General features: G+C 58.5%; 15 protein-coding genes. 10 read left to right on the forward strand and 5 right to left on the reverse strand.

What is annotated here, in order from left to right; translation table 11 throughout:
• Positions 1-46: 46 nt before the first annotated feature.
• The 7 genes from K3767_RS11055 to K3767_RS11080 all read left to right on the forward strand — a co-directional run bounded on the left by K3767_RS11055 (position 47) and on the right by K3767_RS11080 (position 7104).
• A complete protein-coding gene (locus K3767_RS11055; protein ID WP_221173652.1) occupies positions 47-1072 on the forward strand; it encodes a hypothetical protein in 1026 nt (341 codons plus the stop codon).
• Positions 1069-2244: a hypothetical protein gene (locus K3767_RS11060; RefSeq protein WP_221173653.1), complete on the forward strand. Its 1176-nt coding sequence runs from the start codon at positions 1069-1071 to the stop codon at positions 2242-2244. The genes K3767_RS11055 and K3767_RS11060 overlap by 4 nt, the downstream gene beginning before the upstream one ends.
• A gap of 94 nt (positions 2245-2338) precedes the next feature.
• A complete protein-coding gene (locus K3767_RS11065) occupies positions 2339-4582 on the forward strand; it encodes a ribonucleoside triphosphate reductase (RefSeq protein WP_221173654.1) in 2244 nt (747 codons plus the stop codon).
• Positions 4524-4655, forward strand: a complete 132-nt coding sequence (locus K3767_RS12170) for an anaerobic ribonucleoside-triphosphate reductase (protein WP_255592409.1) — start codon at positions 4524-4526, stop codon at positions 4653-4655. Before K3767_RS11065 ends, K3767_RS12170 begins: the two co-directional genes overlap by 59 nt.
• A 127-nt stretch (positions 4656-4782) precedes the next feature.
• Entirely contained in the window at positions 4783-5211 is a 429-nt protein-coding gene (locus tag K3767_RS12210) for a type II secretion system protein (RefSeq protein WP_221173655.1), read from the forward strand.
• A 136-nt stretch (positions 5212-5347) separates the two neighbouring features.
• Complete coding sequence (locus tag K3767_RS11075; protein WP_221173656.1) at positions 5348-6508, forward strand: type IV pilus twitching motility protein PilT; 1161 nt, start codon at positions 5348-5350, stop codon at positions 6506-6508.
• A gap of 89 nt (positions 6509-6597) precedes the next feature.
• Positions 6598-7104, forward strand: coding sequence for a hypothetical protein (locus K3767_RS11080; protein ID WP_221173657.1), 507 nt, complete (start codon positions 6598-6600; stop codon positions 7102-7104).
• A gap of 177 nt (positions 7105-7281) precedes the next feature.
• Here K3767_RS11080 and K3767_RS11085 read toward each other — a convergent pair whose 3' ends face one another.
• Positions 7282-8118 carry a hypothetical protein gene (locus K3767_RS11085; protein WP_221173658.1) on the reverse strand — a complete coding sequence of 279 codons (837 nt, stop codon included), beginning with the start codon at positions 8116-8118 and terminating at the stop codon, positions 7282-7284.
• Positions 8119-8384: 266 nt separating this feature from the next.
• Here K3767_RS11085 and K3767_RS11090 point away from each other — a divergent pair, with 266 nt between their 5' ends.
• On the forward strand, positions 8385-9788 hold the full coding sequence (locus K3767_RS11090; protein ID WP_221173659.1) for a hypothetical protein: 1404 nt from the start codon (positions 8385-8387) through the stop codon (positions 9786-9788).
• An 85-nt stretch (positions 9789-9873) separates the two neighbouring features.
• On the opposite strand, the gene K3767_RS11095 is transcribed toward K3767_RS11090, so the two are convergent.
• Entirely contained in the window at positions 9874-11238 is a 1365-nt protein-coding gene (locus K3767_RS11095) for a hypothetical protein (RefSeq protein ID WP_221173660.1), read from the reverse strand.
• A 261-nt stretch (positions 11239-11499) separates the two neighbouring features.
• Here K3767_RS11095 and K3767_RS11100 point away from each other — a divergent pair, with 261 nt between their 5' ends.
• Together K3767_RS11100 and K3767_RS11105 are read left to right on the forward strand one after the other, a co-directional pair.
• Positions 11500-12219 carry a hypothetical protein gene (locus K3767_RS11100; protein WP_221173661.1) on the forward strand — a complete coding sequence of 240 codons (720 nt, stop codon included), beginning with the start codon at positions 11500-11502 and terminating at the stop codon, positions 12217-12219.
• 61 nt (positions 12220-12280) lie between these two features.
• Positions 12281-12991: a hypothetical protein gene (locus K3767_RS11105; protein ID WP_221173662.1), complete on the forward strand. Its 711-nt coding sequence runs from the start codon at positions 12281-12283 to the stop codon at positions 12989-12991.
• A gap of 358 nt (positions 12992-13349) precedes the next feature.
• Here the strand turns inward: K3767_RS11105 and K3767_RS11110 are convergent, their stop codons facing one another.
• Genes K3767_RS11110 through K3767_RS11120 form a run of 3 tightly spaced genes read right to left on the reverse strand, consistent with a single transcriptional unit; the run spans position 13350 to position 19571 of the window.
• The gene (locus K3767_RS11110; protein ID WP_221173663.1) at positions 13350-14894 is read right to left on the reverse strand and encodes a hypothetical protein; all 1545 of its coding nucleotides are present in this window, start codon (positions 14892-14894) and stop codon (positions 13350-13352) included.
• Between the two features lie 40 nt (positions 14895-14934).
• The gene (locus K3767_RS11115; RefSeq protein ID WP_221173664.1) at positions 14935-16812 is read right to left on the reverse strand and encodes a hypothetical protein; all 1878 of its coding nucleotides are present in this window, start codon (positions 16810-16812) and stop codon (positions 14935-14937) included.
• A 20-nt stretch (positions 16813-16832) separates the two neighbouring features.
• Positions 16833-19571, reverse strand: a complete 2739-nt coding sequence (locus K3767_RS11120) for a hypothetical protein (RefSeq protein ID WP_221173665.1) — start codon at positions 19569-19571, stop codon at positions 16833-16835.
• Positions 19572-19604: the final 33 nt, after the last annotated feature.

A 19604-nucleotide genomic window follows, 5' to 3' on the forward strand; every position in this document is an offset into this window, starting at 1 on the left:
CCGATTCCGGCTTAGTCGGCGGGAAGAAGCCGAAGGAGGCGGAAAAGTGGTGCTCGGACGGGTGGCTATTGAACGAGCGCCCTTCGAATCGGGGGGCAAGCGAGTCAAGGTGCGCATCCACGGCAAATCCGCGGAAGTGGTGCTCCTCCCTGAAAAGGAGGAGCTTCTTTCCGATCTCGAGGAGGTCTTCTGGTTCGCGGTTTACTGTTATACGCAGAACTTGGAGCGTGCTTATCTCCCCTTGGGCAAGAGCGAGTTTGTTGCGGCCTCCCGGACGGAAGACGGAGACTACATCCTCTACCGGGAGCGCTTTGCTGATGAAGGAGAGAAGGTTTCCCTGCTCGAAACCATTTTCGAAGGGTTCGGCTACAGGGAGGTTGAGCTCGCCCTCGAAGAGGTGCGCAAAGCGCATGCACCCTCTTCGGCGAAGGAAGTTTTTGTTCTGGCTGGTGCGGTGGTGTTTGCGCTGGGGGTGCTTTTCGTCGCTTATCGGATGCTTTTCGTGAAACCGAAACCGAAGACGGCAAACCAGCCTCCGCCACCGCTTACCGCAACGGAGGTGGAGCAGGCCAAGCGGGTACTCACCCTCAGGCTTGTCGAGCGGCTTCGTGAGTGGGCGGAGGGGCAGATAAGGGATCCTCTCATCAGGGGGCCGATCGGGGTCCGGGTGCGCGAGGTGCGTCTTGACTGGCGGAAGGAAAGGGATCGCTTGAGCGGAGAACTGAGTCTCATTCTGGAGTATGCTTTTCCCGCCAGGGGCACCCAGCGAGCCGGTAGCCGATACCAGAAAACCGAAACTTTCAGCGAGAGCGTCGGACGGGCGAATCTGAAACCTCTTCCCGGAGCGAGTCTCGAGTGCGTTCGCGCCCTGCTCGATCCGGCGCGGGGCGAGGTTATCTCTCGGGGCGACGACAGGGTTGCGGTGGACTGGACCGCACCGGCGGAAGAATTTTTCGAATTTGCGGAGACGCTTTTCAAAAAGTGCCCGGCCCACATGGAGAGGCTTAGCCTTGAAGACGGACGCTTCAAGGCACGGGTGGTGTTGCGTTTGCCGCAGGAGGCCGCGCGATGAAACGGGGCGGGAAGCGCCGCATTTTGGGATACTCCCTCACCGAACTCGCCTTCGGGCTTGCGATATTCGGTCTGGTCATGCTGGGCGTGATGCGCCTCTATACTTCCCTCAAGGAGACCGAAAACCTCAGCCGGGAGCGCTATCACGCCTATGTGTTCGAGCGCGGCGTGAAAACCGCTTTCGTGGCCATACTGGATGCCTTTGAGTCGGTTTGCGGCCGGATTGCTTCGGACTGGACGGCGGATTACGGTTGGGGATGGGGCAATCCCGCATGCGTGAACACTTCTCCTCTTCCGGTTTACGCCGGTGCGGACCTGATCAGGTATGATGTTGACCTCGCCAGCCTTCCCGCAACCGCGCGGGCTTCCCTGACGACCTCGATTCGTGACGCTTTCGGTCCTTGGTGTCGCTTGCAGGGTACCACGGCGACCACCCTTACCCTGCTCTGTCCAGGGGTGGTAAACCTGCAGTACGATGCGGGGGCCGGACTTGTGGCGCGATACCATGTGCCGGGCACGCCGCTCGACTCGCGGCAAGTGCCCACGGTAGTGCTGACCGTGCGCAGGCGTTATGAAAGTTCCGGCGCGGTGGAGCAGGTCGTTTACCGCATTTCGCTTGCGGATGTGTGGGAGGAGCGTCGGGCTTATTCCCGCAGAAAGCTCTATGAGGTGGTGAGGGCCCTGCGTGACTTCTACAACACCAAGCTCACCCGCGAAACGGAGAACACCGCTCCCACCGGTTTGAATTCCGCCGACGATGTGCTGGTGCCCTGGTTCTGGGAGGTCTTCGGAGACGATGCGGCGCAGGTTCAGTCGGCCCTTTGCAACAGGGCGGGAGGAGTGTGCGCCAATCTGAACACCAACAACATCTGGCGTTCGGCGCTTGCGCGCCGGGCGCTCTTCTGGCGGCGCATCGTTCAGAACATCGCTTCGATTGACTGGCGGCACACCGTGGACGGATTCGGCAATCCGCTCAACATCTACCCTATTTTGTCGCAGTGCCCGGGGCTCAGGCCCGATACCTGCGCGGTAAACGCACCGCCGGTCCCGCAGAGCAATTACGATGGCGTGTCTCCCTGGCTTCCTCCGTTTTCCACCGCGGTTTACACGCAATTCTGCAACGACCTCACCGTGGCTCAACCCGACTACTGCCGAGTGCTGGTGGTGTATTAAGACAAACTCCGCGCAAAACCTCCTCACGATCCCGCTTCCCTTCGTTACCTTCCTTGGCGTCCTCTGGATCAGACGGCGCCGAGGGAGGTGAGCCATGATGTGGAAAGTCGTCAAGCGCGACGGACGCATTGTTTCCTTTGAGGTCACTCGCATCGAAAACGCCGCCCGCAGGGCCCTGAGGGCCACCGGGGAGGACCCCGCGGAAGCGCGGCGCATTGCGGGGATGGTGGTGGAACGCCTCGCGCGGGAGTGGTACGCGCGGGGAAAAACGCCCCATGTGGAGGAGATCCAGGACCTGGTGGAGGAAGCTCTGATGCGGGCGGGATATTATCGGACGGCGCGGGCGTACATCCTCTATCGGGAGAAACGCCGTGAGGCTCGCGAGATTTCCAAAGCGGTGACCCATGCGGTGGACCTCATCGATGAGTATCTGGATTGCGAGGACTGGCGGGTCCACGAAAACTCCAACATGACTTACAGCCTTCAGGGGCTGAACGCCCATGTGTCCTCCTCGATGGTGGCGCGCTACTGGCTGGCAAAGATTTATCCGCCGGAAGTGGCCCGAGCGCACATGAACGGCGATCTCCACATCCACGACCTCGGCTACCTTGCGCCGTACTGTATGGGATGGAACCTCTACGACCTCCTCAAGCGCGGTTTCGGCGGCGTGGCAGGCAAGGTGGAAAGCGCTCCTCCACGGCACTTCCGTAGCGCCCTCGGCCAGGTCGTAAACTTCATCTACACCCTTCAGGGGGAGGCGGCTGGAGCGCAGGCGCTTTCGAACTTTGACACTTTGCTTGCGCCTTTCGTGCGTTACGACCGGCTCAGCTACCGTGAAGTCAAGCAGGCCATACAGGAATTCATTTTCAATGTGAATGTGCCCACCCGGGTGGGCTTCCAGACGCCGTTCTTCAACATCACCTTCGACCTCACCTGCCCCGATCCTTTGAAAAACGCGCCGGTCGTGGTGGGTGGCGAAGAGCGTTCCGAAACCTACGCCGAGTTTCAAAAGGAGATGGACATGATAAATCGGGCATTCTGCGAGCTGATGCTCGCGGGCGATGCTCGGGGGCGCATCTTCACCTTCCCAATTCCCACTTACAACATCACCCGCGACTTCGCCTATGAGAATCCCAACCTCGAGCCGCTCTGGGAGATGACCCGCAAGTACGGAATTCCTTACTTCGCCAACTTCGTGAATTCCGACCTGAAGCCCGAAGATGTGCGGAGCATGTGCTGTCGTTTGCGGCTCGACCATCGGAAGCTGGAACACCGCGGCGGAGGGCTCTTTGGGGCCGCGCCGCTTACGGGCTCCATCGGGGTGGTCACCATCAATCTTCCCCGGATCGCCTACCTCTCCTCATCGGAGGAAGAGTTTTTCGAACGGCTGGCGAACCTTATGGAGCTCGCCAAGACCTCCCTCGAAATCAAGCGCAAGGTGATTGAGGAGTTCACCGAGAGAGGCCTCTACCCCTACTCTCGGGTTTACCTCGATCGGGTGAAGGAGTGCTCGGGACGCTACTGGACGAACCACTTTTCCACCATCGGGATCGTAGGGATGAATGAGGCTTGCTTGAACTTCCTGGGAAAACCCATCTCCGATCCCGAGGCGAAGATGTGGGCCATCAGGGTGCTCGAATTCATGCGGGAGAAGCTTTCCGACTTTCAGGAGGAAACCGGCAATCTATACAACCTTGAAGCCACGCCCGCCGAAGGAACAAGCTACCGCTTGGCCCGGATCGATCGGCATCGCTATCCCGACATTGTGACCGCCGGCACTAAGGAGGCTCCTTACTACACCAACTCCGTGCACCTTCCGGTAGGGCACACCGATGACATTTTCGAAATCCTCGCCCACCAAGACGACCTCCAGGTGCTTTTCACCGGAGGCACGGTGGTTCACCTCTATGTGGGCGAGGAGATCCCGGACGCGCGCATGGTGCGGGAGCTCGTGCGGGCGGTGGTGGAGAACTTTCGTCTGCCGTACTTCTCCATCACGCCTACTTTTTCGGTCTGTCCGGTGCACGGCTATCTTCCCGGGAAGCATGAGTACTGTCCGCTCCCGCACGCCGAGGCGGACTTGGCTCGCTATGGGGAGGTGGCGGAGCTTGAAGTTTCGGCGCTCATGCGGATGGATCGGGGCGCTTTCCGAGTGCTCGGGTTTGCCGACGGCGGGGGAGCGGAAGAAAACACCGCAAAGGGGGTGCGCCATGGAAAGAGAGCCGATCGACGCCAGGGTGCGGGTGAAGGTGGTGCCTTGCGAGATATACAGCCGGGTCGTGGGATATTTCCGACCCGTTCACCACTGGAATACGGGCAAGCGCCAGGAGTTTTCTGAGCGCAAAACGGTCAGCCTCAGCTCAATGACTCGGTTTGCCGCGGAGAGCCGTTTGGCTCGCGAGGTAGCCTGATTTCGATGGAAACGGTTGCTTTCGGGGACTTGCCAAGGGGGGTTTCCCGCAATGGCTGTTCCTTGGCGGGCTAATCTTTTGACTTGAATGAGAGAATGAAAAAGAATGCTGAAAGGAGGGGTGAGCTATGGAGAAGCGGGTTTGCAAGCGCAAAAGCAGAGCCAGAGGATTTACGCTCATTGAATTGCTTATCGTCATGCTCATCATCGGAGTGCTTGCGGCCATGGCCATTCCCAAACTCCGGGGGAGCGATACAGGTGCGGTGCTGACCAGCATGAAACAGGATGCTCGCAACGCCATCGCCGCGGAGCAGGCCTATTACGCTGCTTACCAGAGCTATGCTGCGGTGAATGTGGACGGCGGCACTTCCGGGGCCAGCGCCACTCTGGGGTCCTCCAACCAAGAAGTGACGGTTTCACCCGGGAACACTTTGGACATTCAGACTCAGACCTGCACGGACGGCTCCCCTGGGTTTATTGTAACGGTGACCAATCCGAAGGTGACTCAGACCGTAAGTTACGACTCCTGCAACGATGCCAGCATTCAGGTGAGCTAATTCTGCTGATGACGGCATAGAGGGGCGCCAGAAAGGGGGAGAGGGAGGAACCCTCTCCCCCTTTTTTCGTTTGTTCGGTGAAAAGGAAGTGAAGTTTTGCAAGAGACCAAAGAAATTTTAAAACGGGAGGTGAGCCATGGGGCTCTTCGAGGAAATTGTGCGCTCCTTTCTGGCCCATGAAGGGGGATCGGACATACACATCTCGCCGGGCAACCCGATCGCATTCCGTCTGAACGGACGCATTACGCCGTGGGATAAGGGCATTGCGCCCACGGAGGAACAAACCCGTGCGATCAAGGGTGAGATCTGGAAGATGCTTCCCTTTCAGCTCAGGGAGTATCACGACCGTCGTGTGGCGGAAAAGGGCCACACGGGAGTGTCCGTTGAGACCGGAGGTGTTCGGTTTAGGGTCAATGTTGCGAGACTGGGGGAGGGCTACCACATCGTATTGCGAGTTCTCCCGGTAGATCCGCCGCGCATTACGGATCTCGGGTTCAACGAAAAAACCGAGAAGGCTCTGCGGTGGATAGCGGGCCGCCGGGCGGGGTTTTTTCTCGTGGTGGGCGCCACGGGTTCGGGCAAGTCCACCACGCTTGCGGCCCTGATTCGCACCATAGCGGAGTCCCGGGAGGTGCACATCATCACTCTGGAGGATCCCATCGAGTACCGTTTTCGGTCCGATCGGGCCCTCATCGTGCAGAAGGAGCTGGGGCGGGATTTTCCCCGGTTCGCCGAAGGGTTGCATTCGGCCTTGCGGGAAGATCCTGATGTGATCTTGGTGGGCGAGATTCGGGATCGGGAGTCGCTCGATCTGGCTTTGAAGGCTTCCGAGACCGGACATCTCGTTTTTGGCACGCTTCACACGCAGGATGCGGTCACCACCATCAACCGCATGGCGGCCATGGTGGACAATCCGGTTTTCCTGCGGGACCGTTTGGCGCAGACTTTCCTCGGAGTAATTGCCCAGACTCTTTATGTGGACCGCAAGGGCAGGAAGAGAGTTTGCTGGGAAATACTGGTAGCCAACCAGGCTGTGCGGGCCATGATTCGAGAGGGCAATGATCTTCAGGTGAAGAGTGTTCTCGACACCTTACCCATGTCGCAGTCCTTCGCCACCACCGTACGAGAGCACTTCGAGGCCGGGTGGATGGACCGGGAAACCGCCGAGCGCATCGCCCCTGACGCTTTTAAGGGCGAAGGGGAGGGAGGGTTTGTTTCCGCGGCTCGAGCGCGCGGCGGAGGTGATGTGGAGCGCATGGTGACCGCGGCCGCCGTGGCGGGCGTCCTCAAACTCTGAAATTTGGTGTAAGTGTAAAGAAACAGGGAGAGGCAAATCCCGGCCGAAAGGTGGACATAAATTCGCCAAGAGGGACGCATACGGCGAATGTGAGGAAATTTGCTTTCGTTGACGGAGCAGAAGCGGAATTTGCGTGGGAGCGGGCGGGTGCGGCTCTTCGGGCGCTGGTGATTGAGCATTACGGTAGCGTGGGACGGTACACCAGACGCGTGAAGTTTTCGCCTTCCACAGTAACCGCGCTTTTCGTGGCTCCGCACCGGAGGCGTCTCTTCGTGATAGCCCGGGCTTTACTGATCATACCGGTGCGCCTCTCATCCTTCGTGGCGGTCGCCCGGGATCCTTCGCTTCCCCTCGAAGTGTGCCGTCCTTATCGCATACGCTGGCGCAATGCGCAACGCTGGTTCGAGGAAAACATCCGCCGCGACGGATGGCGCGAGACGGCTTCACAGCTCGGCTTGAGCCTTTCCGGCATTCACCGGGCTTTGCACCGCCCTTATCACCTCCACCTCCGCACCCTTCTCCGCATCCTCGCGGCCGCCCGTACCGATCCCGTTTCGTTTCTCGCTTCCCTCGAGGTTCCCATCGATAAGCTTTAACACAAAACTTATCGATAAATTTTCGGTTGAAGCTTATCGATAGAAACCGCGATAAAGGGCAAAAGAAAAACGGGAGGGGAGAGCGCATAGCCCAGCCCCTCCCGCTCAAGGGAGGGAGGCGAGGGATGGGAGGGGGAGCGGATGGTGTCGTGCGGGGTCCGCGGTTGCCTTTCCAGTTTAGCCGTACTTACCGATGCCGGTGTTTATGCCGGTGCTCATGTGAGACGGATAAACCATGGCTCGCACCAGCGAAGCCTGACGGCTGAGCGTCCGGTTCAGGCGCCCCCGAGCCGCGTCGGCGAGCGACACTTTGTCGTTGATCACCCGGCGCACATTGCTCACGGCCTGCCACCGGATGGGCGAGCATCCGTACTTGGAGCACGATCGGGTTCCGGTCTGGTCCCCCAGCGCAATGGTAAACACGCCGGTGGAGGGGTTGTAGTAAACCTCGCTTGCCACGCGGCTGAACCGCACGCAACCGTACTTGGATGAAGCCACGCACCGACTGCGGGAGGCCGGTATCGCGAGGTTGCCTGTGAGCTGGACAATGTCGTTCCGCGCGCCGGGACCGCTTATGTGCACCCGGCCCACCTGATCCACCCACACCCGGTAGCTGTAGTTGCCGATGCGGAAGGTCCAGCTTTGTCCGATGGCGGGCGCTTGGGCGCTGTCGAGCGTGGTTTGCACCACATCTGGTATGGTGTAGCCGTCCAGCAGACGCTGATCCGTCGGCATCGCATCCACAACATTGCGCAGGGTCGTTCCACCCGGATCAGTAGGCGCATCGATGCGCCGGGCGCCTTTCGCCACCGCGGAGTTGGGGTTCTGGTAGAGATCATAGAAGGCCTGGTCGGTCTTCTGCTTGTACTGGTCGATGTCCGGGGGCACGATGTAAACACCGGCAAGTCCCTGCACCGCCGGACCGAGCGCAGTAAGCGCCGCGGTGGCTAGCGCTCCAGCCTTATCCGCCTTGGCGACGAGCTTGGCGACCTTGGACTTGTGTTCCTCGGCCATGACCGCAACACCTCCCTGTCTTGCGTCATGGTTTCTTTTCCTCCGTAAATTAGCTCGCTTGATCAACGCCCACGAAAGAGGCCCCCGGAAAAAAGGTTATCTTCCTTTGCGTCGACCGTGATGGACACAACGCTGGAAACACTTGCGGGGGGATGATGGCCATGAGGTGCATGGGCATCGCACATTCTTTTCGGTGGATTTGGTCTGTTGCCTTCGTTTTCATTGCGGTATTCGTGACGGCGGCGTTCCCAGGGAGAATCGGCGCCGTGGTAATCAGCAAAGAGGTGAATGTCCTGCGTATGCCCGTTCTGGGTGAGGCCATCGGCGGCACAGCTTGGGGAGACATTCCGGGGCGCGACATCGAATTCGATCCTCCCATTAGAGTGGCCGGGCGGGTGCCGCTCTCGGAGGTGCTTCGTCTGGTGCATGAGCGGGGCTACGAGGTCTCCGTCGATCCGGACGCCGGGAACCCTGGAGTGGTCTTTTTCGGAGAAGTGCGGCGGCTTTCAGAGCTTGCTCGCAAAGTGTGCTTCCCTGCGGATGTGTGGTGCTTCAGCCTAGACGGAAAAACCGTCCGCGTGGCCCGCACACTTTATGTCTTTGTGGAGGAAACTCCCGAAGGGAAAACCACCTTCACTACCGCGGCTTCCACGGTGGGGCACGGTTCCGGTTCGGAAACCGGCTCCTCGACCGAAGAAACCGCCACAGGCGGTGCCTCGGTCAACGCCGTATCTGGGCGCAGTTCTTCCTACTCCATAGAGAATCTCACCTTCGATGAAGTGGTGGACCTTCTGACCGAGAAGTTCCGGGTGCCTCTCTATCCCTCTGGTGAGGGGTTCATTATGTTCCGGGCTACTCCCAAGCAATACCGCGAAATCATGGCTTACTTCAGGGAACGCGACCGTCGGCGCGAGGATCTCATTGTGGAAGTGGAGCTTTACCGGGTCGACCTCAATCGGAATGTGCGCTACGGCATCGACTGGCAGGCGGTGGTGCGGCGGGCTTTTGTGCTGGGCAATATAAGCGCTTTCGCTTTCGGGACCCACATCAACGAGTTTACCGCAACCGACCTTCAGGGGCGCTTCACCTTGGTAACCAACGCCGGGACGGAGGCGGCCATCCTTTCGGCGCTTGAGGAGTACGGTCGGGTGCACAAGGTGGACTCTTGGCACTACCGGATGGTGACGGGGAGTGTGGTGCCGTTTTCGAACTACGAGCTGGTGCGTTACTTCACGATAGGGGAGACCTCCACCGACACCTCCACCTCCACCACCGCGGAAATCAATGAGGATGAGGTGGGATTTCGGGGGGTGCTCGGCGTCTACCGCTTGCGGAACGGCTACAGCATTGAGGGTAGCATAGAGCTCTCGGTAATCACCGGATTCGTGGAGCAGACCATCGACCGCGACGGTCATGTGCTCAGGGCCCCGAACCTCGCGGGGAAGTTTTTGCGCATCCACACCCGGGTGCCCGAGCTCGGCAAAACGCTGGTCATAGGTGGCTTCAGGAGCAAGGGGCTCGAGCGCCACGACCGGAGTACGCCGCTTCTCAGGGACATTCCCATTCTGGGATGGCTCTTCAAGGGGAAGGAGGACCTTACCACCGATTCGGAGTTCGTGGTGTTCATCACTTTGCGGCGTCCGCCGCGGAATTTTGCCGTGGGGTGGTAGGCCCAAGAGTCGATTCGGGGCGGTCTTTCGGCCTGATGCGAGGGGCTGGCGAGTAAATTGACGGGTTCGGACTATTCGAGTCTCCTCAGGAAACGACGGAGGACATGAGCTCGCTCGCTTTTCGGCCTTGACGCAAGGTTGCTAGTGTGGCCTCGAAGTGGGAATCGTGCGAGAAAACAGGGTGTGTGCGTCCCTGCGCGTCCACCACGATGTGGGCCAGTTCATGCAAAATGGTTTCCCGAAGAACCTCGACTTCGATCGCTCGCGCTTTCGCAGAAATTCCGATGTTGTCCGTTATCACGATAAAGTGGTCTTCGCTATACCAGTCGGCGAATCCCCTGAACACCGACTTTACGGGCAGGGTATACCCTAAAGCCGGGTTGTTCTCTCGCACGGTTCCGAAGTGTGCGATCGGAGGGAAGTTCAATCCTTCAAAGACCACCTTGACCGAAAAGGGAGGGTCTTCGCCCAAGGATTCTTTCAATATGCATTCCGCAAGACGCTTTACGGCACGAAAGCATTTTGCGTCGATGGGGAGTGTTCTTTCTCCTTCGGAAAAGAGTTGCGCGGAGGGTTTTTCGGCGTAAAATGCGCTCCCTTTGAGGAAGTTTGCGGTTTCCAGCCATCCCGCCAAGACATGCCGGGATTCGTAGGAGTGAAGCCAGAAGGAGAATACCGGTCTGTTTTCAAGTATTGAGTAACAAAGCAATTGTGGCTGGTGCCCCCTTAGGGAGGTGCGCAGGAGAAAGAGAGGAAGTGAAAGCCAGATGGGGCGTGTTATCTTTTTCAGATTGTGTCCCTTTAGACTCCCGAATTCGTCTTGGTCCAAGATGTAAACATTTTCTGCCGTGAATCCGAGCCTTGACCAGAGATGGCGGATTTCGCGATCCAGCTCCAGAGGATCGATTGGCACGGGTGAAGCAAGCAGGTAGCGGGAACCGAAGGAATTGCGGGAAGGAGTGTGCTTTAGCACATGGAGGCACTCGCGGTTTCCGTCGAACCAGACCGCGAGCTTGTATACATAACCGATTGTTTCGAAGAGGTCCCGATATGCTTCTGGGTTCTCTGTGACGCTCTTTTTGGAGAGATACCAGTATTTCACCCTGCGGGTGATGTAACACTTTACGGGTAAACCATTTTGTTTTAATTCCCGCAAGGCATCGATCACCTCCTCGTCATAACCAAAACTGAGGTACACTCGGTCTTCGCGCGAGGGGTCTGTCCAGAGAATCATTACGGCCTCACTCGGGACTCCGAAGTGTCGTCCGAGCGCCCTTAGGCACTTGGCCGTAACCGTTTTCAAGTCGTTGAGCGTGATGACTTTTGTCGGTTCGGAGACGGGCAAAATACCTCCGAAGGCATGGAGGATCCTCTCGGCGCATTGTTTCGCTTCCGCATCGGAAGCGAGACACTTTATTTGATGATCGCCGAATTCCGCCCGACACGGCATAAGCGGCGTTCCTCCTCCTAAAGTTTTTTGTGGATGAATAATAGCGGGACGAAAAAGTTCTCTTTGTGATAGAATAACTCAGCTTTTGGGACGAAGTTTGTTACTTTTGATTCAAAGATGTTTGCGCTGAAGACCTTACCGAACCGGCGCTTCTGTCTCTCGAATGAGCGAGGGCGGACCCTCGTCCTCCGTGCGGATGAAGTCTGGGCGCTTGCAAGCGAGCTCTTTTGGGGAGCGTTCAGAGGCCACAGAGAGGCCGTTTTGTTGCATCACTCTGGAGCGCCCCTCCAGATTGAGGTTAAGAGAGGACGGGAGGGCTTTCTCGACCGTCTTGCCGGGAAACACAGGCTTGATGTAAGGATCGAGCTTGAGGGGGGAAGTTTCGCGGCCGAGGTCCGGGGTGTCGATGCGAGTGAGTTGCAGCGGGCGGCAGAGATTATGCTTCGCAGGGCCGAAGTGAGTCCGGTTGCTCCCGATGAGAGGTCCTTCCGGGTCGCAAGGCGGACGGCGGATGGTCGACACCTGGTTTTCCAGATAACGCTTCCGGAAGACTTAAACACGGCTGAACGGGCCGTCGCCAAAGCGGCCCTTACGGGTCTTCTCTGGGGCCGGGGGTACCTTCCAGAGGTCTCACCGTTTGCGCGGCATCCCGAAAGATTGCGCATAGGGTTTCTCAGGCGAGGGGAAACGCTTTTCATGCAGGTTGCTATACCGGAGAAGGACGGGAGTTACGCGGTTTACAGGGCGAATCTCAGCCGTTGGAAGCATATCCCCTCCGCCGCCCGCGAGGCCTTCGCGGAGTTCGCCCTGCAACGAAAAGAGCATGTGAATCGAAAGGATCTTGAATACCTTTTCGAAGATGCAATTCAGGCAACAGTACGAGTAGAAACACAAATCGATCATTCCCTTCGGCCATCTAAAACAAACGAAAGTGAGTTTGTCAGAGCTTTGCGAGGGGTTGCGCTGAGTTTTCACAATTAGTATATGCACCTCGGCCACCGATCGCTTGATTTATTGAGAGTCTATGTGTTATCTTTTCCCCATGCTGGTCTTGGACCTTTTAAAATCCCCTCCATTGCGCCAATTCGCGCAGAACTTCCGTCAAATCTTTCCACGCTTCTTCGCTCAATCCTTGGATGTCCAAGTCGCCCCTTGGTTCCCCTATTCATATCTCGAACAGTACGACCGCCGGGATCACCTGAACCAGCTCGTCCGACGCATTGACGCTATTGCCTTCCCCGATGCTCGCGTCGTCTCTTTTCGCTTTATGCCCCCCGATCCACTCCTCCTCATCCACGAACTCGGACATGTGGTCTTCTCCATCAAGTCTGAACCCCCTTGGAACTCCTCATACGCCGGTGCGGAGATTCTCTTCTGGCTCTTTTATCGTGAAATCTTGGCTCCTGCGGATTTGAGCCCGGATGATGCTCTGGAAGCCTTAGTCTCTTTCTTTAAACAATTTCCATCGGCTACGCTGGAGTGGAAACGAAACATCCTCTCTGAAATTGTCGGCACCCTCAACCCGCCCGGAAGATCTCTGTTCGGTTTGTACTCCACCCTTGGTGTCCTTAAACCCGAAAGTTTTCTGGAATTTCCCAAATCCCTCAATCCAAATCAGGATCCCCCGGTGAACTTCGACCACGAACCGGATACCCTCCTCCGCGCGCTTCTCTCTGGAGCCCTGCTGAATGAACCCGCTTGTGTCCATGTTTTACTCAAAACCCTGAATGTCCTCATGCAAATACTGCCCTGATGCCTATCTCAAAAGATTCATGTTTAATTGTCCTCCCATCCCCCTAAAGGACATGCATTCCCGTAAGGGGGGCTATCTTTACTTGGTGGTAGTGCTAGACTGGGACAGAAAAGGAGGGAAAGATGAAGCCGGCAGATTTTTTCAGGTGGATGTTTGATTCCGACCATTGTCCCGTTTGTCGTGCAAAGTGGGAAGACCACCGAACCAGATACCGCAAAGAGTTGCAAACCTATGAAGCCAGTTGCCCCCAAAAACCGGCCATGGATGTTGATGAGCGGTTTTTTGTGATGAAAGCGCACAGGTGCCCCGGGCCCTAGATGGAGTGTTGTTCGGTTATACTGACTCGGCGGGCTTCAGGTCAAGGAAGAGCGCGCTTGTAGATATGCAATATGAGAGCCGCTATAGCAAAGGCTTCTAGGATGAAACACCCTCCCAGAGCCACATACAAACTGCCGAATAGCAGGAGCAACATGACGGCCTTGAAGATCCCCCATGTCGCCTGTATCAGGAAGGCCGCCACAATGATCCCCAGAAGACCGCCCACCGCCAGGGGGAATGTGATTATTTCCAGCCACACCAAGCCTACCCTCAGGGCGCCGAGCACGCCCGCAAAGGGTGCGGTGACAACATACAATAGCGCGCTTAATGCGCGATCATCGCAACATAAGTGGATCGCCTGCAGAATGTGATCGATCACCCACCGCAGAGCGGGGCGGCACCTGTTGGCGACGAACAGGGGAAAGGTAATGAAGGGAAGTGTGAGCACAAAGAGTATAGTCGCTCCGAAGAGGAAAAGGTTTGCGATCATTTCCAGCAAAACCCGCACCCGAAATCGGCGTAGCCGGCTCACGAAAGTGTCCCAATCGTGGGCGATGGCCTTTTGGCGGGGACGCAGAGGAAGAATATGGTTCAGCGCGGCGGACAACAATGCGGGCGGAGCCGCGATGATGGGGTTGCGGTGCGAGAGGTAGCACAAGTGGCGCTTTGGGGGAATCTGGAAGGAAGCGATGCGAGCCAGCGAATCGAGGATCTTTGTGTGAAAGGTGATGTCCATCAATCCTGGGGGGGTGCGGCGCATTTTCGGTTTGGATTGCAGTTGCAATACCTGCGTGGGTGGACAGGCGTAAACTCGCTCGAAACGCTCCCGCCAGCTTTCGACGGACCGGAAACCGCGGGCATGGGCTATGTACAACGCGATGATCGAGATCAGCATCAACACGCGCCAAGCGGTGAGAGCATGCGGAATGTTTCGCAAAGGAAATGGGCGAACCACTAGCGGGCAGGTGAACTCTCCTCTTAGGGCGAAACCGAAGTACGGGAAGTTCGGACGGGCAAGGGTGCCCGGGATCAGGTAAACCGGGTAGGGTAGGGCGCCTTCGGTTCTGACGGATGTTCGCCATGCGGGGACGGCGTACACAACGCGGTTTCGCAACAGAGGGATCGGCGCCCCTCGCAACGGCAGGTCCCAGAGGAAGTGCATCATGAGACCGGTCGTAAAAGCCGCGAGCAACGGGTGTCGGGTATAGAAGGCCGCGGCCCCCAATCCTCCCCACACGAGCGGATGGTGCAAAGGGGGATACGCCGGCGGGATTCTGCTGATGCGATACAACCTGTCGGCCATCCGTGAGCTAATCGCTCGGGCGGTGTAGTGAAAGCCCCCCTCCTCTCCGAACGGCAGGAGTGCGCCGATCAGGCACATCGCGATGGAATCCAAGCGCGGGCCGAACAGGAAAAGCGCGATTGCGACGCTGAGGAGGGCGAGCATCGCGGAACCCAGCACCCCTTCGGTTATTGCCAGAAGAAGTTTCTCCTTTCGAGTTTGCGGGCAACGGCGCTTTTCGAGCGGGACAATATATACCTTCATTGCAATTAAAATTGTAAACAGGCGCCAGCCGACCGCCAAACGATGGAAAGCCCCGTCAATGTGGGCATAGGCGGGATGACTATCGGGCCATCGGCAGGGAGATCTGCTTGATGCGTTCCAGTCCCAGGTCGACCGCGGAGCCGACTACCTGCCGGGCCAGTCCGTGTGCGCGCAGGATGTAGTATCCCAGCGTGAGGATGATGGAAAAGGGCAATGCGAATGTCAGCGCAAGGTAAAAAAGCAGGAAGAGCAGTTTGACGAACAGAAGACCGCCGTGCCAGCCGGTTAAGAGGCTTTTCCCGACATAGTTGAGCAAAGGCACAAGCTGGCCGAGCACGACGAAGTACAGGTCGCGCGCAATCAGGCCGACGACCAGAAGGAACAACAGGATAAGAGGAGAGATGAAGAGGGCGACAATGGCGGTTCCGAAATCGATAAGTCTCCGGAGTCCAATTTCACCGAACGGGCCGACGAAAGCAACAAAGTAACCGAACACTCCGTACAAGACCGCATACATCAGCAGGACCAGGCACGCCAGCCAGAAAAAAATGACGACGGCGACGACAAAGATGTATCCCGCGACGGAATAGCGGATCGCATTCATGATCGCATATATTCGGAGTAGCCAGTACTTGGCAGATGTGCCTGTACCCTTGTGCATGCTTTTGAGCGCCTTCACCTTGCCCGTTGCGACTCCGGTGGTGATGCCGGCTAGTCCCAAGATTGGGCTTCCCGTGAGCAGGCCGAGAAGGCCTCCGAGCAGTCCCCCGCCGGCCTCGTAGGCTATCACCTTAGCCCTTTCCTTAAAGGACAGTTCCTCTCGCAATCCGTGCCCGCGTTCCCTTTCCAGCTCCACCAATCCCGCGGTGACGGTGTGAAGCACCTCGTAAAGCGCCGGATCGATCTCCATCCCCAGCTCCTGAGCCCGGCCGAGGCGCTGATCCAGTTGCTTCGCGTACGCCATGATTTCTCCATGTTTGTACGCCGTGAACGGTTCCGACAGGAGCTGGGGAATGAGGTAGTACTTTTCGAACTTGCGCAGGGCGATGACCGGGCCGGTGAAGAAGTAATATGCCTCTTCGACGGTTGCCGGTGTTTGTTCCGGGTAGTCCGCGAAGGAGGAAAACACAGAGTGGGCTATGCGTCCCGCCAGATCCATTCCTCCCTCGAGCATGCGGGTGGAAAACCAGAAGGCCGTGGGAAGATCGCCCTCGCCGCCGGCCTGCGCGAAGCGGTGCGAGTCGCCGAGGCCCGGAATGGCCTGCGTGACGGCTCCGACCGTGTACCGCGCGGGCATGATCAGCATCGTGGAAATTAAGAGCACGATTGTGGTTCGCACGAGGTGACGCCAAGGGTGTCCGTATGTGGCGATGTATAGCTCATAGTACACCCTTGCGCACATGAGGGCGATGACGGTCACTATTAGTGTCCCGTAGAACCATGCGGCGTACTTCGTGATCAAATACGAGAAGATGCCGTAGAAGCGACACGCATCCCGCTTCAGTTCGTCCAGTTGTTTCGACACTCGGCTCCAGGCGGTTTCCCCCTGCCCCTGAAATATTAGGGAAAGCGGCAGGCCGCCCGGGAGGACATAGGTGCGAGTGTAGAACCTGCACTGCTCCGCCGGATTGGCCAGCACAAAGTAAGCGTCGCTCAGCAACACCGCGGTGTCGCTCAAAGCGCTCCAGAAACGCCGGACATCTTCATTCCAACCGTTGCGATTCGTGTCCGAAGCGGTGTTTTGTTCAACGGCGGCGTTTTCGTCGCTTGCTTCGTAGTCCCACACGGCTATGTCGGACAACCCGAGCGCGCCTTCGTCCGCATTGCTCTCGACGCTCTTCTGCGTTTGCAATGCTTCGGGCGGCACCGTGGAAGTATCGAGGGTGTATCCCCGGACTGAAAGCAGAAAAGCGCCCATCAGAAGGGCGCCCAGCAGTATGCGGATCGCTCGAGGCACAACCGACTTCTCCCCATTCCTCATCGTTTCCAGGAAGATAGCGCCCGGCGCACAATCGTATCGACGATCTCGCTCGGAGGGACATCGGGCAACCCTTCGGGGTAGAGTTCGCTCATGGCGGCCACCGTTCGAAAAATCGCTTCGTGCCGGCCGAAACCCTTTTCCGCCAGGGTTTTTACCGCGGCGTTACGGACTTCGGCTTCGCGCTCGCGAGTGGTGCAAAGGTAGCGCTCCGAAGGAGTGGGTTCCAGCTTGAGGACGGCGTTGCCCAGGTCCTCGGAGAGGAGAAGGAATTCCGAGTAGCGTCCGGGTGCGGTGCGGAGGCTTTTAAAGATCTCAAAGGTGTCCTCGGAGAAGCCAAGCGTTCGGGCCACATTGCGTCCAGCCTCGGTCATTTCGCCGTGGACGCCGGTGTGGGAGAGCACGATCCGCATGGAGGCGTTGTTGAGCACCCGGGCGCTGAAGTCTTCGATGTCCTGCGAGATGGTGATGGGGGCGAGCCCCAGGGCGCGGCCCTGCTTGTAGTCTATTTCGATGAGGCGCCAGAGGGGTTGGTGGCCGCGCAGGTGATGGCACTCGTCCACCACCAGCACCTTTTTGCGGCTCTTGCGGCGGAGAAGGGTCTCCCGGTCGTAAATGCGGGAGAGAATTTCTTCGTCTTCGGGGTGAACCACCAGCATTTCGCGGAGAAAGCGGTGTGCCACGGGGAAAGTCGCCCTGATGAGGGAGGGGTTGCCGGCGAGGCGCCCGAGGTGAAAGACGACGAAGTCGGTGCCGCGCAGTTGCATTCCCTGGGGGAGACTCACCACGGTCGGCGCGTCGAAAAGCCGTCCCGCGGGACCGGAGATGAGAATTTCGAGCATACGCCTTATCCGTCGGAGGGTTTCGCGATCCTCGGGGGTGCCGGCGAGTTCCGCCGAAGTGGAAAGTGTCCGCAGAAGGTCGGAGAGCGTCGGAACGCAGAGGGAGTGCGCGAGGTAGGCCACCCCGAGCCAGTAGTCGTCGCGGGTTTCCGCATAGCGCTTGAGGGCCGCGAGACGCGCTTCGAGCCAGGTGCGGGTCCCGTTGAAGACCTCCGCCGGGAGGTCGAAGCGTTCGGGCGGGATTTCCTCAAAAGTGCGGGGTGTGCCCTCGGTGGAGAGAAAGCGTTCGTAGGTCAGGCGGAGTCCTTTCCTCAGGAGGAAGAGGTCCTCCGCGGTGGCTCCCTCGAGCACGGCGGGGAAAAAAACCTCGGTGAGGAATCCGAGGTGACGCTCGGGCGGCTTCGGAAGGGGGAAAGCGAACTCGAGGGGATTGAGCCCGCCGGCGTCTTCGGAGATGGAGATGTGTATGCCCCCGAAGAGCTCGGCTCCCGCTTCGTAGCTCGGACGGGTGGCCAAGTCCACCGCACCGATTCCGGGAGGATCCTTGAGAAAGCGAAGGTGAAAGAGGAGGTTTTGCACCAGAAAGGACTTTCCCTTGCCGGAAGGAGCGATGACGACGACGCCCCAGCGGGAAAGGGATTCGGAGATGGGAGAGTAAGCCGCCTGGGTACGCCACCGGGTTTCGAAAAGCACATGCGGTGCGCGACGGTCTCCCCTGAAGGGACCCGACATGGGGGCAAGGGCAAGAGCCACAGCGGCGCGTGCATGCAACCTCCGAGCCCTGACGCGGCGAGCGGCTCCGGGAAAGCTCCAGACCAGAAAGGCGTTTGCGGCGGCGCGGTTCTCCTCCTCGAGGAGGAGTCCTCTTTCGATGTGAGCGGTGAAAACGGCTTCGGCTCTGCGCCGCAGAGTTTCGGAAGTTTTGGCGGCGGTGAACACATGATAAGCCGTTTCAATGAGGCGGCCGTCCTCGGCAAGGATTTCGGAAAGGAGTTCGTCGATGGCTCTTTCCTTGGCGGAGTTCTGGTCGCGGGCGAATCCGACGCCGAGCACATTGGCAACCTGCGCGTAGCGCCGCAGGTTGCCGAGTTTGCGCCGAGCCTCGTATTGGGACGGGGGGAAAACCAGGTGCACAACGGCGCGTCCCGGAACGGGCAACTCCGCGAAAAGGTCGTGAAAGAGGGCCGCACTTACTTCCTCGGAGGGGAAAGCCGCAAGCGACCATGCTTTCCACCTGAGGGGTCCGCATCTCAGCACGCCCTCTTCGGAAAGCGCAATGTCTCCCCGAAAAAGGAGGTCGATGAGCTCGACATCGCCGAAAAAAAGAGCTTTGGAGAACCTTCGCAGGCGATCCGGCAGAGTCGTTGGAAAAGGCGAGAGGTTGTACTGTTCGTAGAGGAAGGAGATGAGATCTTCAAAGTCCAGAGGCTTTGTTTCAAACCCGGTTTTTTCGAAGATTTCCCGAAGGGTGGGGATGGTGCGCTTCAGGCGAGCAAGAGCCTTGCGGTAGCCGTTTGCTCCGTTTCCGCTTTCGGGGGAGAAAGCAATCGCCGCATAGAAGTGTCGGGTTACGGTGCGAGCCGAAAGCAAGCGGATCTTTTCCTCGGCGAGAGGGTTCGCTTTGTTCTGGAGGGAGAGAAAGCGCTCGGCAAGTTCTCTTTCTCCGCCGAACATGGTGACGGAAACGAAGGAAAGACATCCTCCGCGGCAGGGTGCCTCTAGGGACCGTTCAAGGCGCACAATGCGTTCGGCGCAGGCGGGTTCCGCTTCGGCGCGACTGTTCGAGGGAGGAGGGTAGAGGCGGAGCACGCCCACGACGGAGAGGTCCCTCAGAACAATGTGGTCCCGCACCACGGCCAGAACGGGCCAGAGGTCGGAAATGGTCTTGCCGGCCATTTGTTGCGCTCCTTCCGTAACCGGTTCTGGCGT

Origin of the sequence: Thermosulfurimonas sp. F29 (assembly GCF_019688735.1) — a bacterium.
In the GTDB taxonomy this organism is placed as follows: domain Bacteria; phylum Desulfobacterota; class Thermodesulfobacteria; order Thermodesulfobacteriales; family Thermodesulfobacteriaceae; genus Thermosulfurimonas_A.

Coding starts and splice junctions, on each gene's coding strand:
- K3767_RS11065 (WP_221173654.1), top strand. CDS start 2,339: ATGATGTGGAAAGTCGTCAAGCGCGACGGACGCATTGTTTCCTTTGAG.
- K3767_RS11085 (WP_221173658.1), bottom strand. CDS start 8,118: ATGGCCGAGGAACACAAGTCCAAGGTCGCCAAGCTCGTCGCCAAGGCG.
- K3767_RS11095 (WP_221173660.1), bottom strand. CDS start 11,238: ATGCCGTGTCGGGCGGAATTCGGCGATCATCAAATAAAGTGTCTCGCT.
- K3767_RS11060 (WP_221173653.1), top strand. CDS start 1,069: ATGAAACGGGGCGGGAAGCGCCGCATTTTGGGATACTCCCTCACCGAA.
- K3767_RS12210 (WP_221173655.1), top strand. CDS start 4,783: ATGGAGAAGCGGGTTTGCAAGCGCAAAAGCAGAGCCAGAGGATTTACG.
- K3767_RS11120 (WP_221173665.1), bottom strand. CDS start 19,571: ATGGCCGGCAAGACCATTTCCGACCTCTGGCCCGTTCTGGCCGTGGTG.
- K3767_RS11075 (WP_221173656.1), top strand. CDS start 5,348: ATGGGGCTCTTCGAGGAAATTGTGCGCTCCTTTCTGGCCCATGAAGGG.
- K3767_RS11105 (WP_221173662.1), top strand. CDS start 12,281: ATGCTGGTCTTGGACCTTTTAAAATCCCCTCCATTGCGCCAATTCGCG.